Origin of the sequence: Mucilaginibacter sp. NFR10 (assembly GCF_900100445.1) — a bacterium.
Taxonomy (GTDB): Bacteria; Bacteroidota; Bacteroidia; order Sphingobacteriales; family Sphingobacteriaceae; genus Mucilaginibacter; species Mucilaginibacter rubeus.
On the sequence record NZ_FMTV01000009.1, the window covers coordinates 48,557 to 63,853 of the forward strand.

Consider the following 15,297-nt stretch of genomic DNA (forward strand, 5'->3'; position numbering starts at 1 on the left):
GTTATAGTTTACTTTTTTAAAATTATCTCTCTCGGGGGAATTGAATCAGGCAGTAAACCCGATTTCAGTATTATCCGTTGCCCCACATCACTGGCCAGGAACGTAACAAATCCCGTTGCCAAACCATTCTTACTTGAGCAATTGATCAAATATAAACTCCTGCTCAAGGGATACTGTTTTAAGACAAGTGATTCTTGCGAAGGTTTAAAATATTCATTAGGATACTGTTTGTTTCCTTCATCTCTAACCCCTACAACTTTCACTTTTTCAACATAATCCGCATACTCTTTTTCCGGGTTATTAATCCAGCTAAAGCCTATAATGCCTAATGCGTCAGGATGTTCGCTTACATACTTAATAACTTCGATATTTGATTTAAGCGCGTATATATTCTTTTGCTTAAACTCCTTATTACCAGAGAAGTCCTTCAAATACCTTACCAAACTTGAGTTCGGATTATCAAAAACTATAGTTTTATTTCCGTTCCCCTGGCCTTTAAGCTCCTTTTTTAATTGAGCGACAGTAATAGCGGTATCATTTGATGACTTATTAACTATTAATGTAATTGCATCAACCGCAAAAGGTACTACCTCAACACTCAACGTACGGCGCGTTATTATATTACGCTCCGCGGTATCAAGCGTGCGCGATAATACCGCAAGCCTAACACTGTCGTTTAACAACATATTTACAGCCTGGTTTTCTGTTTTATAAATAAATACCGGGTCGGCGTTGGGGTACCGGCTTCTGTAAACATATTCTTCCTGTGCTACTATAGGCGAAAAAGATTCATCGGCTACGAAAGTTGCTCTTCCGGCGTTGAAGCTGTCGGTTGGTACGGATTTTACTTGTTTTTGCTTACAAGCCTGTAAACCGGCTATTAAAACAATTAAAACCAATACATATACAACCCCTAATTTAATCTTCATACTGATCCTTCTTAAACAATCTCGAAAACCTCAAAATCGCATATCCTATAATAAACGCACCGAAAAGTAAACGTTGATAATGTTGCAGTTGCAGCGGGAGCGCGTCCCAAAACATGATCATGAGACCTAAAACCACAAAGCAAATAAATGCAGCAGTTCCTAAAATAAGCAAAAACCGCCTTTTGGGCGATTTTTGCTCTTTATTGTAATTAAATGGCATTACTTATTCTTCAGATGCTAAAGTAAAGCTGATTGGAACACTGTATTGTACACGAACCGGACGACCGTTTTGTATACCCGGTTTCCATTTTGGTGAATTTTTCAATACACGAACTGCTTCTTCGTCGCAGCCACTACCGATGCCTCTTACAACCTTTATATCGGTTAAAGAACCATCCTTTTCCACAACGAATGTACAAATTACACGTCCTTGTGTATTGTTTTCGCGGGCTACGGCCGGATACCTGATATTTTTGCTCAAATACTGACCAAATTTCTCCAAACCGCCGGCAAATTCAGGAACTTGCTCAACAGAAGTAAAGATCTGGTTAGGATCGGCTTCCACAACCTGCTTAACGTCTGAGTTACCTACCGGCTCATCAATTCTAATGTCGGCGTTAGGATCACCTTTTTGGTCTTTTTGACCAGGATCAGCAACAGCAAGCTCTTTTACTGTTGGTGGATCTTTCTCCTTAACCTCGTTATCTGGTTTTACAACCGGAGGAGGGAAACGTACCTGGTCTACCTTTGGTTTTGGCGGTTCAGGTGGCGGCGGGGGTGGTTTTTTGGTTTGGTCAACCGGTGGCGGAGGCAACAGAACCACGTCTGTTATCTTCACTTTTTCGTCTTTCGCTGGGATAAGACCTTTGATCTTGTTGATGATAGTTGGCAAAGAAACTATAAATACAAAAACCACAATAGCAATGATCAACGACCTGCTGGTGTTTTTTGAATTCTCTTTCCTTAGCTCGTAAGCGCCATAGGCTTTATTACGATTACTAAAAACAACGTCGATCCATTCCTGCTTTAGTATGTCTAATTTTGATCCTAACATCTGTTAAGGCTTTAATGGAAGTTTATAACGTTATTTAATATTATTTATTATCGTTGTACAAGCCGTCTTTTTTAAGCAACTCAATCTCCGGTGCTGAAATATCAACGATACCATAGCTTTGGATATTGGCGATATTGATCTCATCAAGCGTGCTAACCATATTTTTATATTTTGATTTATCGCTTGGTTTAATCACAACAAACATGTATTTGCCTGTTTTTTGCTGTACTTCTTTGCTTTTTTCAATTAACGTTTTACGTAACCCGTTAGGGCCAAAATTGTCAATTGTGGGCGCTGATTTTCCCGGCTCGCCGATGTACCACTCCAATTTATCGTCGCTTCCCAATAAAATGGTCATCGAACGAGAAGCGGCAATATCCATCTGATCTTTTGTTTTTTCATCCTTATCAGGCATGGCCAAGTCCATCGCTTTTGGTTTAGCGAGTGTAGTGGTCATGATGAAGAAGGTGATCAACAAGAAAGCCAGGTCAACCATCGCGGTTAAATCTACACGGGTTGATTGCTTCTTACTGCGAACCTTACCGCCTTTATGTTTGCCTCCCCCGGAGGTATCTAATTCTGCCATGGTCTTTTATTTTTTTGGAGCACCACCGGCGCTGCCCAAATCCGTAATTAAACTAAACTTGTTAACTTTTTGCTTTTGCAAAATACCGATAACATCCTTTATAACCGGATATTCCTCTTTGCTATCACCTTTAATAGCTAAACGAAGTTCCTTGTTATGTAAGGCTTTGGTAGCTATACGGGCCTGGCGAATCCAGTTGGTAAGCTCTGCCGAAACAGAGTCTCTCGGGATACCCGGCTGTGCATATTTCTTTTGCTGATCAGCAGATAAAGCGATAAACTGTTTCAACTGGTTCATTGGTACGCCAAATGAATTGATAGAAGAAAACCTTGTTTGTTCTTCAGGGGTAAAGGTCATATGATATATTGAACCCATCTGGTTCAAAGTTTCCTTACGGATATCAACACCTTCAACACCAAAGAAAGCTTTTTGATCACCTACAGATACTGTAGCAAAATCAGACTCAGGCACTGGCTGCTGGATTGAAGACTTTGGTATATCAATAGGTACCGGATCCTCGGTTTTTACTTTTGCGGTCATGATGAAGAAAGTAAGCAGCAGAAACGCCACGTCGCACATAGCGGTCATGTCAATTGCGGTGCTCTTTCTTGGAACTTTTATCCTTGCCATGTTAAATTTCTTAAAAATATATAGTGTTTCAGTATTAACTATCTTGCCCCTAACTTATTGTGCATGAGGCATAGCACTAATATATTCTTATTTGTTTTTGTGAGATGAAGCAAATGTTTGTACAATGCTAAATCCGGTTTCGTCAATAGCGTAAGTCAACTTATCAATTTTTGATGTAAATACGTTGTACATAACAATTGAAATAGCTGAAGTACTGATACCAAATGCAGTGTTGATCAAGGCTTCAGAAATGTGAGCCGATAATTCAACCTGGTTAGGTACACCGGCAGTTGCTAATGAAGAGAACGCTTTGATCATACCCACAACCGTACCTAACAGACCAGTTAATGTACCGATAGATACCAAAGTAGCGATGATAGTTAAGTTTTGCTCAAGCATTGGCATTTCCAAAGCTGTAGCTTCTTCAATATCTTTTTGGATAGCTAAAGTTTTTTGGTCAACGTCAAGGTTTGGTTCAGCTTCCATTTCGCCATATTTTTTCAGTGCTGATTTGATAACGTTAGCAACAGAACCTTTTTGTTTGTCGCACTCTGCAGAAGCACCTGCAATGTTACCGGCATTTAAAAGAGATTGGATTTTCCTTACGAAGCTATCAACACTACCAGTACCTGAAGCTTTGCTGATAACGATGAAACGCTCGATAGAGAAAACGATAACCATTAATAAGAAACCCATGATCACCGGTACGATAACACCACCACTGTGAACTGTGCCGAAAATGTCTGTTGGGTAAGCGTTAACATCACCACCTTTAAAGTGGCTTGGATCGCCTAAAATGAATATAAAGATACAGGTTGTAACAATAAGACAGATTGGAATGGTTAAAGAAGCAAACATGCCAGATGCACTTGAGCTTTCTTTCTTAACAGGAGTAGTTGGTTTTGTTGGTGCGTTTGCCATTACTTTTGAATTTTTAGTTTTTGTTTTTGTTTATTTTATAAGTTAGTTAAAATGCGCTGTTTGTTGGGAATAACAAAAATAGAATTTTATTGAATTAAAAAAACCATTTATGTTATTCTTTACAATTTTTTAATACAGAATATCATTCTGTGTATTGTTGGTGAATATAAACGCAACATTACAATTTTATTGTGTGTTACCAACACAATTATATGCAATGAAAACCATTTTTTTTAAAAATAGCAAGTGATAACACATAAAATTTGTGTTACCAAGCTAAAATAGCCCGTTTTTTTTAAGTTTATAAAAGGTATCTGTACCTTTTAACTATGATGCAAGCTTTGTAACAGATAGTTGTACATTTTGTTTAAAAGCGCATCTTTTAAATAAGTCTGTTAAACTACCGGTTTATAATTGTTTATTTTTTCAGATCACCCGCCGGCTTTTTTAGCTTTATACCCGTCGGTTTGTAATAATACCAGTATTTTATCACGGAAATCGCCCTGGATCAGTATTTCGCCATCTTTAACCGAACCTCCAACCCCGCATTTCGATTTTAGCTTTTTTCCCAAAGCTTCCAGGTCAGCATCGGCACTAATAAACCCGGCAATGCGGGTAACCAGTTTGCTGCCTCCTTTACGGTCAAGATATATTTTGAGATTTTGCTGCTGTGGCGGCAATGTTTCGGCCCCTCCCCCGCCGTTTTCCTGGTATTGAAAATCAGGGTCGGTTGAGTAAACTACGCCTGTAAAATTTTTCTTAGCCATATTGATCAATTTTTAAATGACGGGCCAACTATAACCTTTAATGATTTTGGCAATATAGTAATATCTATGCCAGTACCCGCCACTTGCGGTTCGCCATCCAGGTGAATGGGGCCGGTATGCTCCCTTTTTATCAGGATCTGCTTACCGCGGATAATTTCTACGTATTTGGAGCTTTCGGTTGCTTTAATCAGCATGCGCATGCTCATCTCCGGAAACCTCCACAACGGAAAAGGCTTTATCACGCAAACATCCAGCAAACCATCCTGCAGGCTTGCTTTGGGCGATATATGCACATTATTGCCATATTGCGAAGAATTGGCTATACTGAGCATAAATGCCTTATAATCATATTTCTTTCCGTCGATATCCAGGTGATAGTTTTGCGGCTGGTAGCCAACCACCTCTTTTATCGACGATTTTATATAACTGATAAAACCGCGCTTTTTACCATGCGAAAAGATCTCGCTGATGTGGGCGTCAAACCCCATGCCTGCCATATTAAAAAACGGCTGCCCGTTAATCCTGGCCGAATCAATAATTTCGGTACGGCCAGAGGCAAGGTTTTTAATAGCATCCCGTGTATCCATAGGGATCCCTAAAAACCTCGAAAGCCCGTTGCCCGAGCCAAATGGCACTATGCCAAGCGACGTATCAGTATCTACAATGGCCGAAGCCACTTCATTAACCGTGCCATCACCGCCAACGGCCACCACGGTATCAAATTTGCCTACAGCCTCGGCCGCTATTACCCGCGCATGGGCTATGCCATCGCTAAACGCTATAACCGGCTCCATTACACCGGCATCAACAGTATCTTTAATCAGTTCAGGCACCCCGTCCTTCTTCTTCCCGCCCGAAATTGGGTTTATTATAAATAACGCTTTCCGTTTCAACTATATATATTATTTCAATCTTCAAAAGTAAATGTATTTTCGGCTTTGTGAAATTTGTTTTATTTTTACCGCCCGAATGTGGACTGATTTAATGCTCCTTTTTACACCGGAGCCGGATTGCAACCACGTAAAAAAGTGCTAAAACCATGCTTCTTTTTACTGCCCGATCCGTCTTAAAACCCTCCCAGTCGATTTTTACTTTACTTATTTAAATTTTATGTCATATTTATTTACTTCAGAGTCTGTATCAGAAGGTCACCCGGATAAAGTGGCCGATCAGATCTCGGACGCGCTGATTGATCATTTTTTAGCATTTGATGCCGAATCGAAAGTTGCCTGCGAAACGCTGGTAACCACAGGCCAGGTTTTTTTAGCCGGCGAAGTAAAATCAAAAGCCTATCTCGACGTACAGAAGATTGCCCGCGAGGTGATCAACAAGATCGGGTACACCAAAGGCGAATATATGTTTGACGGCAGTTCATGCGGTGTGCTATCGGCCATCCACGAACAATCGCCCGATATTAACCAGGGGGTCGACCGCACCGCCAAAGAAGAACAAGGTGCCGGCGACCAGGGTATGATGTTTGGCTATGCCACTGTTGAAACCGACAACTATATGCCGCTTGCCCTTGATATAGCCCACGCTTTATTAATTGAGCTTGCAGCCATCCGCCGCGAAAACAACGAGATCAAATACCTTCGCCCGGATGCAAAATCGCAGGTTACGCTTGAGTACAGCGACGACAACAAACCGCAGCGTATTGATGCCATCGTTATATCAACCCAGCACGATGACTTTGACGACGAGCCAACCATGCTTGCCAAAATCAGCGCCGATATCATCAGTATCCTGATTCCGCGTGTTAAAGCTAAATATCCTAAATACGCCCATTTCTTTAACGACGATATTAAGTACCACATTAACCCAACCGGTAAATTTGTTATCGGCGGGCCGCATGGCGATACCGGCTTAACCGGCCGCAAAATTATTGTGGATACCTACGGTGGTAAAGGTGCACATGGTGGCGGCGCTTTCTCTGGTAAAGACCCTTCAAAGGTCGACCGTTCGGCCGCTTACGCTACCCGACACATCGCTAAAAACCTGGTTGCCGCCGGTTTGTGCGATGAAGTGCTTGTGCAGGTATCATACGCTATCGGCGTTGCACAGCCAATGGGTATTTACGTAAATACTTACGGCACCGCTAAGGTCGACCTGCACGACGGTGACATTGCCAAAAAAGTAGAAGGCATTTTCAATATGACCCCATACGCCATTGAAACCCGCTTTAAACTGCGTAACCCTATTTACAGCGAAACCGCGGCTTACGGCCATTTCGGCAGGCCTAACGAAATAGTTACCAAAACTTTTGTTGGCCACGACGGCAGCAAACTGGAACGCGAAGTTGAGCTGTTCACCTGGGAAAAGCTTGATCATGTTGACCAGGTTAAAGCAGCCTTCGGGTTGTAATTAATTACACCTATATAATATATGCAATAGCGACGGGCTTACCTGTCGCTATTGTTGTTTTGGGGCCATCCTGTTTATAAGGCAGGAAAGTACTTTAGTAATAACAAAAATCATTGGCCCGCTCAGTTACCGCCGGGGCTGTTACTTTACCTTAGATGCAAAGTAGCCAAACATCAAGTCAGCAGGGAGGCTTTTTTGCCGCACGGGCCTTTACCCTGCAAACCAGCCAGAACCACGGGCTGCAATTATTTTGCCCTGCTTCGCTCCCTCCAGCCATTGCTTCTGCAAAAACTTGCTATGCCCTTCCGTACCCGCAACCCCCGCATTGTTCTGCCCGGTTTCGCCCAAAGCTTTCCTGCTGACAAAAACAACACCATTCGAACCAAACTCCCGCTTTCCTAATTAAATTATAAATACATACATTTATCACCCAAAATCCCCGAGCCCAATTTAAATGCCTGCTAACACCCGAAACGCCATAACCGCCATCATAAACTTTGCCGCATCAGTCATGATAACCGCATGGTTCATTGAACAAAAGTTTGGCTATGTGGTTACGCCCGAGGCCATATTGTTATCCAACGTTGTTGCATGCAGTAAATGGGTAGTCATGGTTATAGCGGCTATCATATTGCTCGAAACCAACAAATGGGTCTTCATCAGGCGTATGAGCTTTGCCAGCCTGGCGGGCAGCTGCGCCATGTTTTCTGTGTATGTGTTCAGGTATATACCGGTGAGCAGTTGGGAGCAGTTTACGTATGCTATAGCTTTAGCCTTGCTGGTAATGACCGTATTCTTTTTTAAGGCCGTTATAAACACCAGGCTATCACTTAAATGGTTTGCGGCATGGTTGGTTTGCCTTGTTATAAGTATGGTACTGCAAGTTAAAGTGGTGTTTAGCCTGCACCCCGGAATTGTAACAAATGAGGTGTCCCATTTTTTTGATTCCCGAAAAAAAAGTGAAATTTCCTGATCCTTCTTTTTTTAAAAATCACAAGTGTTCCATTTTTTGAGAGCCGAAACGCGAAACAAGCGTTTAATGAAACATCTTAAAAATCAACTATTTAGCATTTTTGGTGAAACATAGTTAAATATTTGATTATCAACAATTAAAGCTTTTCACCAGTAAATTTAACCGCTCATTAAAGCAGCGGTTCAACTCGTTTTTTGCCTTGTATTTTTCATGTATTTTTTGCTGTTTTTTTGAGTTTTTTATTTGAACCCTCCATTTTATCGAAAGGTACTGACAAAACAGCGCCACCAATATTGCAAAAACCTACAGCTAAATTTGCCCCTCACACAACCCTCTCCTTTGGAGAGGGCTTATGAAAATTTCCCGGGACATTAAGTCAACATTTCTACGTCCGAAGCCATAAGTCGGGGTTATGCCGTAAGTGTTCGGAAGGTTTTTAATTCCCTCCGCTGGGAGCATAGCCGTTAACTTATGAGGTTAATTCAGCTTGAACGCATCAAACTCCCCTCTCGAGAGGGGGCGCGTTGGAAAAAAGCGGGAGCAGGGGTGTGTTATACAAGCGATAAGTCGCGCGTAGAGTAACACACCCCTCCACCCCTCTCAAGAGGGGAATTGCGCAATCCTTCGCTTTTTTTATTTCTTCTGAACACTTATGCCGCTTCACCCGGGACTTACGACTTTGCCCTAAACACTGAGCATTAATTTATCAACGACATAACACCATGATTCAAAAAAATGGACGACCACTGGTTGTAGAAATGATCCGCGCCGATGTGCGCGAGGCGGCGCGAAGAGACGCTAAAAGAGGGATCTGCCCGAGGGTTTATGACCCTGACGCTATCCCTCCCGATGCTTTTATTATTCACCAGGCCAGTACATGGATGGAGATGGAACGCGAACGCCAAACGCCCCGGATGCTGTTCGGCGAGTTTTGGCTTGAGGGCGAGCTGTGCATCCTGTTTGCCGATACCAACATGGGCAAAAGTTTACTGGCCGTACAACTGGGCGACAGCATTACCCGCGGACAGGCCATTACGCCTTTTAAAATGGATGCCGAACCCTGCCCGGTCCTCTACATTGATTTTGAACTCACCGGCAAACAATTTGAACAGCGCTATACCGATGGCAGCACCACCCACACCTTTCACGAAAATTTTTACCGCGGTGAGTTTGACCAGATGACCGGCCTGCCGCAAGATTTTAAAACTTTTGATGAGTTTATTACCCACGCGCTTAGTCGCGCTATTAAGCGTACCGATGCCAGGGTGCTCATTATTGATAATATTACCTGCCTGCGCAACGGCACCGAGCGCAGCAGCCAGGCCCTCTCGCTCATGAAACAGCTCAAACTGCTTAAAACCCGCCATGGCCTCAGCATCCTGGTGCTGGCCCACACCCCTAAACGCAACCCTTCACTGCCTATTACCCGTAACGACCTGCAGGGCAGCAAAATGCTCATCAACTTTGCCGACAGCGCCTTCGCCATGGCCGAAAGCCAAACCCTGCCCGGCTACCGCTACCTAAAACAGGTAAAACAACGCAGCACCGCCGAAATGTACGGCAGCCATAACGTATGCCTTGGCTGGCTGGAAAGGCAAAATGGCTTTTTGCAGTTTGTATTCTCCCATACCGATAACGAGGTAAAACACCTGCGCCGCTACAGCCAGGTAGAACGGCAACGCCGGGCCGCAGATGTACTCGCGCTTCATAAGCAGGGTTTGAGCCAAAGGCAGATTGCCGGCAGGTTGGAAATGAGCTTATCGGCGGTAAACAGGGTGTTGGGGGTGGCGGGGGGATGATGAATTTTTCTAATTACGCTCCCGCAAGCGTCCTCGCTTGTGGGCTTCATGCTAAGCTATGCGGCTTTTCACATTGCAGACCTAAACGCGGGCCACAAGCGAGGACGCTTGCGGCAGCGGGGATAAGTACCGTGAACGCACAAGACAAAATGCTGGGTGAAGGCAAATATAAACATACCCTGTCTGATAGTCTTTTAACTGAATTCTCCGGTACCGTGTACAACTCCTTTTATAATCCGTCGTATATGTCTACCACAACACCGACGTTTGCGGTGTTGAAAATTGACATTGACAAGAATGGAAAGGTGGCAGATATGCGGTTCTCAGACAGTGCAGATTCTACATTTGTTAAGGCATTCGATAACAGGAAAAAATGGCATGATGACAAGGCGACGCTTGAAAAGTATGCCAGGATAAAATCCTATAAAGACGTTTCTTTATTGATTCCGGTGAGTTATGAACCCCAATTACCTAATTCCAATAAATATTACACCAATGGGTACCTTGAGTCTTATTTGAAGTTTAACAATAAAGACTTTACCGGAAAAGCCGTTATGTTGTCTCCAATCTTCATACCGGTGCTCACCAAAGGTAATAGGTAATGTTGTAAAAAGGCTTTGGTGAAGCCCTCGGAGATCATAATGAAGAGACATACTATGAAGCGGTTGGCGATACTACTATTCTTGGTTGGTTTTATACCGAATTTCAAAGAGAAGGTTTAACTGGAAAAAGCTGCAATTAATCAAACATTATGAAAAAGTTGTTCTTGTTTTTTTTGTTTCCGTTATTGTCCCAATTATCTATGGCGCAAATCCATTCTAAGGATAATGTGATCAGGGGTTTTGATGGAATAAAGTATGCTTTTATAAATAATTACAAACCTAACATTGATTCAGCAAAAAGTACCTGTTGGAAAGGCTGTGTATTTATACGTTTTAATATTAACAATCAGCATCAACTTACCAATGTTACTTATACCACAACCACCCCCATTTTTATAAAAGATGGAATCGCGAAAGTTATTACAATAATAAATCAGCAAGGCGTAAATATAAACCAGGTAAAGAACCTACCTGGTCGAACTTATATTTTACCGCTGATGATTACAAATAATGCCGGTTGCGGATTTATGACGGGCTGGGAAAATAACGATTATCAAAGCAAACTGGATGAAAAAACAAAATTGATGTATGAAAAACGACAGGAACAGTATGATCAGCTTGAAAATTCAATACAAAACCTCATCAATTTCAGCGATAGTGAGAAACTGAATTTTATTGATTGTATTTTGCTTAAGTCGATAGTGTTGCCTCTCGCGATGAATTAGAATTTACCAAGGTATGTAACTATGAAATGGCTAATTGTAAACATATAACGGGGTTGTCAATTACTTTGTAAATTCTCCGCTGAAGTACGCATGTTCACTAAGATTATTGAGGCAATTGCTACGTAGGTATTATATCTACACTATAAATATGAAAAAAAAAGCTTTAATACTACTGCTTTTCGGTACAATTAAAATCGCGACGGCTCAACAACCGCCGAAAGGGTTTAATAATAATGGGATGATGTTCCGAAATTTTCAAATTCCGCCTGCCGGATATGTTTTGCTCGACGCTGCTGCTTTACCAAAAGGCACCTCGGCTCACAGAGTGACCCTTAAAAGTAGCCTATTTACACAACCACAAACCGACCTGACAATTGAAATATTTAACATTTTGTTTAACCAAAAGGACTTAGCTGTATTTTCTGTGATGCCTTCTCTTTTTAGCAAAGACCCGAAATGGCAGAAAATAGACATTGATACTTTGAAAGCACCAGTAATTAACTTGAATGAGTTATATGATATAATGAAAAACAAATTTTCAAGATACCAGAACGAGGGAAAAGATGGCTTGGATAGATTGAAATATTTTAATTACGAGTTGATACTTAAAAAAAACGACGGCTATTATTGTAATGCTACCGATTGTTTTACAGAGTTTTTAACAGTTGGCGATAGTGCTAATAAACAGCCTGCCGGATTTCGACTTAATTTGAATGCAAAAATGCGAAGTACGGCCGAATATGAATCTGCATATTACCGGGCGAATGGTGCTTTTTCTTCAAACTACAACAAGTATGATTCTGAAACCAGCCTGGGCGTAGAAGGCGGCCCGATGCTCAATTTGTCTTATATAATTTCGGATAAAGGCAAAAAGGCATACAAATTTTGGTTGCTTGACAGTTGGATACAGGACGGCGTAAGTTACTATCGCGGTATGGACCGATTTGTTTTTGAACCAGGAATTGGGATAATAGGGGCTGCTTACGAATTTTTCATGCGCGACCTGAGCACTTATTGGTACCATATTACTGAAGCTCCTCCAAAAATCGTTAAAGGTTCGGCAGACGATAAAGGATTCTATCCTATCACCCCTTATTTCCCAAAATCAGATCTCGCTTTGTTTGATTATTTGACCGAAAGTGTAATCAACTATATAAATATCGAAAAGCTTTAAAAAACCCTGCCCTTTCGCTGGCGCACGCGCAATGTCATTAAGTTAAGAAATTGACAGGCTGCACCAGAGGTGCAAAAGGTTTGTAGAGATGGATAGGAATAAATTTCCGGTGTGCCAGAGGTACACAACTCCGGTGTTCCGTACCTCTGGCACGGTTATTTTGGTACCCCTCTGGGGGATTCCTTAACTTAATGACATTGGCCTTGCGGTAGCGAAAGCCAACGTTCGTACCGAAAGAAGTATCCAACAAAAAAGGCTAATCATCTCTGATCAGCCTTTTCACATAATTACCCCGTTTAGTCTATTACATTTAACATTCATTTTCCTTTGTACTGTGCGCAACAAAAAAACCGCATAATGCACTTGCGCTTAATGCCAATAATAACGTAATCATAGTGTTTAATTTTAGGTGAATAATTAATTAATACAATAATTAGTACGTATAAAACTGGCTATAGTTTTATTAAACAGTCGTTTTTTGATATACGAAAGGCACTTTTACAATTATTATTTCTTTCAGGTTAAAAAATTAGGATATTATTAGCAATAAACCTCCAACACGCAACAAAATCAAAATAACTTTACACTTATTTGTGCCGTAAATTACAGCGTATTCGGCGCTTTATATAAATCTTTAGCGTTTGCTGCCGTGTTATGCATGTTATCAAGCTCATCGCTTTTGGCAAAAAGTCCTGAATTTTACCTTTGTTAGCTTTCAAAACGCAGCCACGCATATCTCACGCGGCCTGGTTTTAATTTAATCTCCTCCTGTTGTGCATTATCTTGTTACAATACCGTTCTTTAAAACATATTATCTTTGCGATACCTGTTTAACCATTACGCCAAAAACATTGTTAAAGGCCAAAGCATGATACGCGGAAAAAACATTAAGCCCATACGTTCATCACTAAGTTTGATGATGATGGTGATTTTCCTGGTGCTTGGCTACTGCCCGGTAAGGAATACTTTGTGTTCGCTCGCCAGCCATTCGTCTCAAAATAAAGAGCAAAAGGCCCCGCGCGATATCAAAGCTATTGTTGATGACGTATGTAACGCATACAATAGCGGCGATAAAATTATACCATACCAGGAAGTTGTATCAAAAACAACAATCCCCTTGCTCCTGGCAATTGTTGTTGCGGCAGCATTTTTTGGGAGCATAGCCCCGTTAAAAAGGCTTGTTGTTTTATACCCCTACCCCGCTGCCCGGGGTTTAAATCCCATCCCGCTTTATTTGGCAAACAGGTCGTTATTGATCTGAACCTTTCCTGCCCCATTTTATGCTTCTCGCCACGCAACAATTACGTTGTGCGTTTAAATTAAGCATTGTCCACTAACGCCTTACGGCTCTTTGTATTCAATTTTTTAATGATCACCGGCTTTTCTGTTATTGATGTTGCTATCTGCAGCGGCATCTGTATACACGGCCTAAATGATCATTGCATATCATTTTTTTAAATCATGATCAAACATATTTTTTCAATAACCGGTAAAAATTACCGGCAATCAGCTCCCCTGTTTCTGCGGCTGACTATCGGCTTCGGCTTTATGGCACATGGCTGGGCAAAATTAATTAAAGGTCCGGAAGCCTTCGGAAACCTGCTGGCCCAGATACATGTCCCTTTCCCGCATGCTATGGCGTGGATGTCAACCTTAACAGAACTGGTTGGCGGCCTGGCCATGTTTGCCGGGTTTATGGTAAGCTTAACCGCCTTGCCACTTATCGGCATTATGCTTGTAGCCATGTTCGGTATTCAAATTCATTATGGTTTCAGTTCGGTAAAAACCATTGGTTTAACTCCCAACGGGCCGGTTTTCGGGCCGCCGGGATATGAGATCAATTTATTGTATATCGCCGGACTAATCTCGCTGCTGATCTCGGGAGGCGGTATATTCTCTGTCGATTCCATTCTGTCGTCGAAACGAGGCACAACTAAGTCGTAATAAAAATTAATAACAACCTATTGATCATTAAGCCTCCCCGGCAAATGATCAATAGGTTTAATACACATTGATATGTACACTGTTTTTCTTTACATTTTTATTATAAGTTTTATTGCAACACTGGTGCGATCGACCTTTGGTTTTGGCGAGTCGCTGGTTGCTGTACCACTACTAAGCATATTTATCCCTCTTGGCGTTGCCGTTCCGCTTTCGGTACTCATTTCTGTTTTGATTGCGCTGGTAGTGGTGATACAGGATCATAGCAGCATCCAGTTTAACAGCGCGAAATGGCTTATCATTTTTGCTATACCAGGCATCCCCATCGGCTTGCTGATTTTAATATATGGCAACGAGTTTTGGGTAAAAACAGGGCTGGGTGCCCTCATCATCCTTTACTCGTTATATGCCATGTTTGGCAAAAACAGCTTTAAGCTTAATCATGATAGTAAATTATGGTTGTTTATCTGTGGGTTTCTCTCGGGCGTTTTGGGAGGGGCCTATGGCGTTAACGGGCCGCCGCTGGTTGTTTATGGTAACATGCGCAAATGGAGCGCTCAAAATTTCAGGGCAACACTTCAGGGATACTTTTTACCGGCAAGCTTAATTGGTGTAGCAGGCTATATTTTTAAAGGGCTAATTATCGGGGAAGTATTGAAATATTTTATCATGTCGCTACCGGCTGTTTTCCCCGCGATTTTTTTAGGACGATATCTTAATCACAAGCTAAATAGCGCTTCATTTTTCAGGTATGTATATTGGGGTTTACTGCTTATCGGGCTATTTTTAATTGTATTTTGCCTGTTCAACATAAAAACCTGATGTACAAGCCATC

Annotated in this window: 16 protein-coding genes; 9 read left to right on the forward strand and 7 right to left on the reverse strand. The window is 41.9% G+C overall.

What is annotated here, in order from left to right; genetic code table 11:
• Positions 1 to 8: 8 nt before the first annotated feature.
• The 7 genes from BLP33_RS23905 to BLP33_RS23940 form a co-directional block, all read right to left on the reverse strand.
• Positions 9 to 929 carry a PstS family phosphate ABC transporter substrate-binding protein gene (locus tag BLP33_RS23905; RefSeq protein WP_090533923.1) on the reverse strand — a complete coding sequence of 307 codons (921 nt, stop codon included), beginning with the start codon at positions 927 to 929 and terminating at the stop codon, positions 9 to 11.
• Between the two features lie 223 nt (positions 930 to 1,152).
• Entirely contained in the window at positions 1,153 to 1,983 is an 831-nt protein-coding gene (locus BLP33_RS23915) for an energy transducer TonB (protein WP_090533925.1), read from the reverse strand.
• Between the two features lie 40 nt (positions 1,984 to 2,023).
• A complete protein-coding gene (locus tag BLP33_RS23920; RefSeq protein ID WP_090533926.1) occupies positions 2,024 to 2,569 on the reverse strand; it encodes an ExbD/TolR family protein in 546 nt (181 codons plus the stop codon).
• A 6-nt stretch (positions 2,570 to 2,575) separates the two neighbouring features.
• Complete coding sequence (locus BLP33_RS23925) at positions 2,576 to 3,199, reverse strand: ExbD/TolR family protein (RefSeq protein ID WP_090533928.1); 624 nt, start codon at positions 3,197 to 3,199, stop codon at positions 2,576 to 2,578.
• 87 nt (positions 3,200 to 3,286) lie between these two features.
• The gene (locus BLP33_RS23930; protein WP_090533930.1) at positions 3,287 to 4,120 is read right to left on the reverse strand and encodes a MotA/TolQ/ExbB proton channel family protein; all 834 of its coding nucleotides are present in this window, start codon (positions 4,118 to 4,120) and stop codon (positions 3,287 to 3,289) included.
• Between the two features lie 431 nt (positions 4,121 to 4,551).
• A complete protein-coding gene (locus BLP33_RS23935) occupies positions 4,552 to 4,887 on the reverse strand; it encodes a translation initiation factor (protein WP_090533932.1) in 336 nt (111 codons plus the stop codon).
• A gap of 5 nt (positions 4,888 to 4,892) precedes the next feature.
• Positions 4,893 to 5,780, reverse strand: coding sequence for a diacylglycerol/lipid kinase family protein (locus BLP33_RS23940; protein ID WP_090533934.1), 888 nt, complete (start codon positions 5,778 to 5,780; stop codon positions 4,893 to 4,895).
• 217 nt (positions 5,781 to 5,997) lie between these two features.
• Here BLP33_RS23940 and metK point away from each other — a divergent pair, with 217 nt between their 5' ends.
• The 9 genes from metK to BLP33_RS23985 all read left to right on the forward strand — a co-directional run bounded on the left by metK (position 5,998) and on the right by BLP33_RS23985 (position 15,284).
• Complete coding sequence (gene metK, locus BLP33_RS23945; protein WP_090533936.1) at positions 5,998 to 7,248, forward strand: methionine adenosyltransferase; 1,251 nt, start codon at positions 5,998 to 6,000, stop codon at positions 7,246 to 7,248.
• 454 nt (positions 7,249 to 7,702) lie between these two features.
• The gene (locus BLP33_RS23950) at positions 7,703 to 8,221 is read left to right on the forward strand and encodes a hypothetical protein (protein ID WP_090533938.1); all 519 of its coding nucleotides are present in this window, start codon (positions 7,703 to 7,705) and stop codon (positions 8,219 to 8,221) included.
• 722 nt (positions 8,222 to 8,943) lie between these two features.
• A complete protein-coding gene (locus BLP33_RS23955; protein ID WP_090533940.1) occupies positions 8,944 to 10,020 on the forward strand; it encodes an AAA family ATPase in 1,077 nt (358 codons plus the stop codon).
• Positions 10,021 to 10,265: 245 nt separating this feature from the next.
• Positions 10,266 to 10,622, forward strand: coding sequence for a hypothetical protein (locus BLP33_RS27230; protein ID WP_139160058.1), 357 nt, complete (start codon positions 10,266 to 10,268; stop codon positions 10,620 to 10,622).
• Between the two features lie 149 nt (positions 10,623 to 10,771).
• Positions 10,772 to 11,347 (forward strand): hypothetical protein, encoded by a 576-nt coding sequence (locus BLP33_RS23965; RefSeq protein ID WP_139160059.1) that lies wholly within the window; start codon positions 10,772 to 10,774, stop codon positions 11,345 to 11,347.
• A gap of 148 nt (positions 11,348 to 11,495) precedes the next feature.
• Positions 11,496 to 12,521: a hypothetical protein gene (locus BLP33_RS23970; RefSeq protein WP_090533947.1), complete on the forward strand. Its 1,026-nt coding sequence runs from the start codon at positions 11,496 to 11,498 to the stop codon at positions 12,519 to 12,521.
• Between the two features lie 868 nt (positions 12,522 to 13,389).
• A complete protein-coding gene (locus tag BLP33_RS23975; protein WP_139160060.1) occupies positions 13,390 to 13,782 on the forward strand; it encodes a hypothetical protein in 393 nt (130 codons plus the stop codon).
• A 200-nt stretch (positions 13,783 to 13,982) separates the two neighbouring features.
• The gene (locus BLP33_RS23980; RefSeq protein WP_090533951.1) at positions 13,983 to 14,465 is read left to right on the forward strand and encodes a DoxX family protein; all 483 of its coding nucleotides are present in this window, start codon (positions 13,983 to 13,985) and stop codon (positions 14,463 to 14,465) included.
• Between the two features lie 72 nt (positions 14,466 to 14,537).
• Positions 14,538 to 15,284 carry a sulfite exporter TauE/SafE family protein gene (locus BLP33_RS23985; protein ID WP_090533953.1) on the forward strand — a complete coding sequence of 249 codons (747 nt, stop codon included), beginning with the start codon at positions 14,538 to 14,540 and terminating at the stop codon, positions 15,282 to 15,284.
• Positions 15,285 to 15,297: the final 13 nt, after the last annotated feature.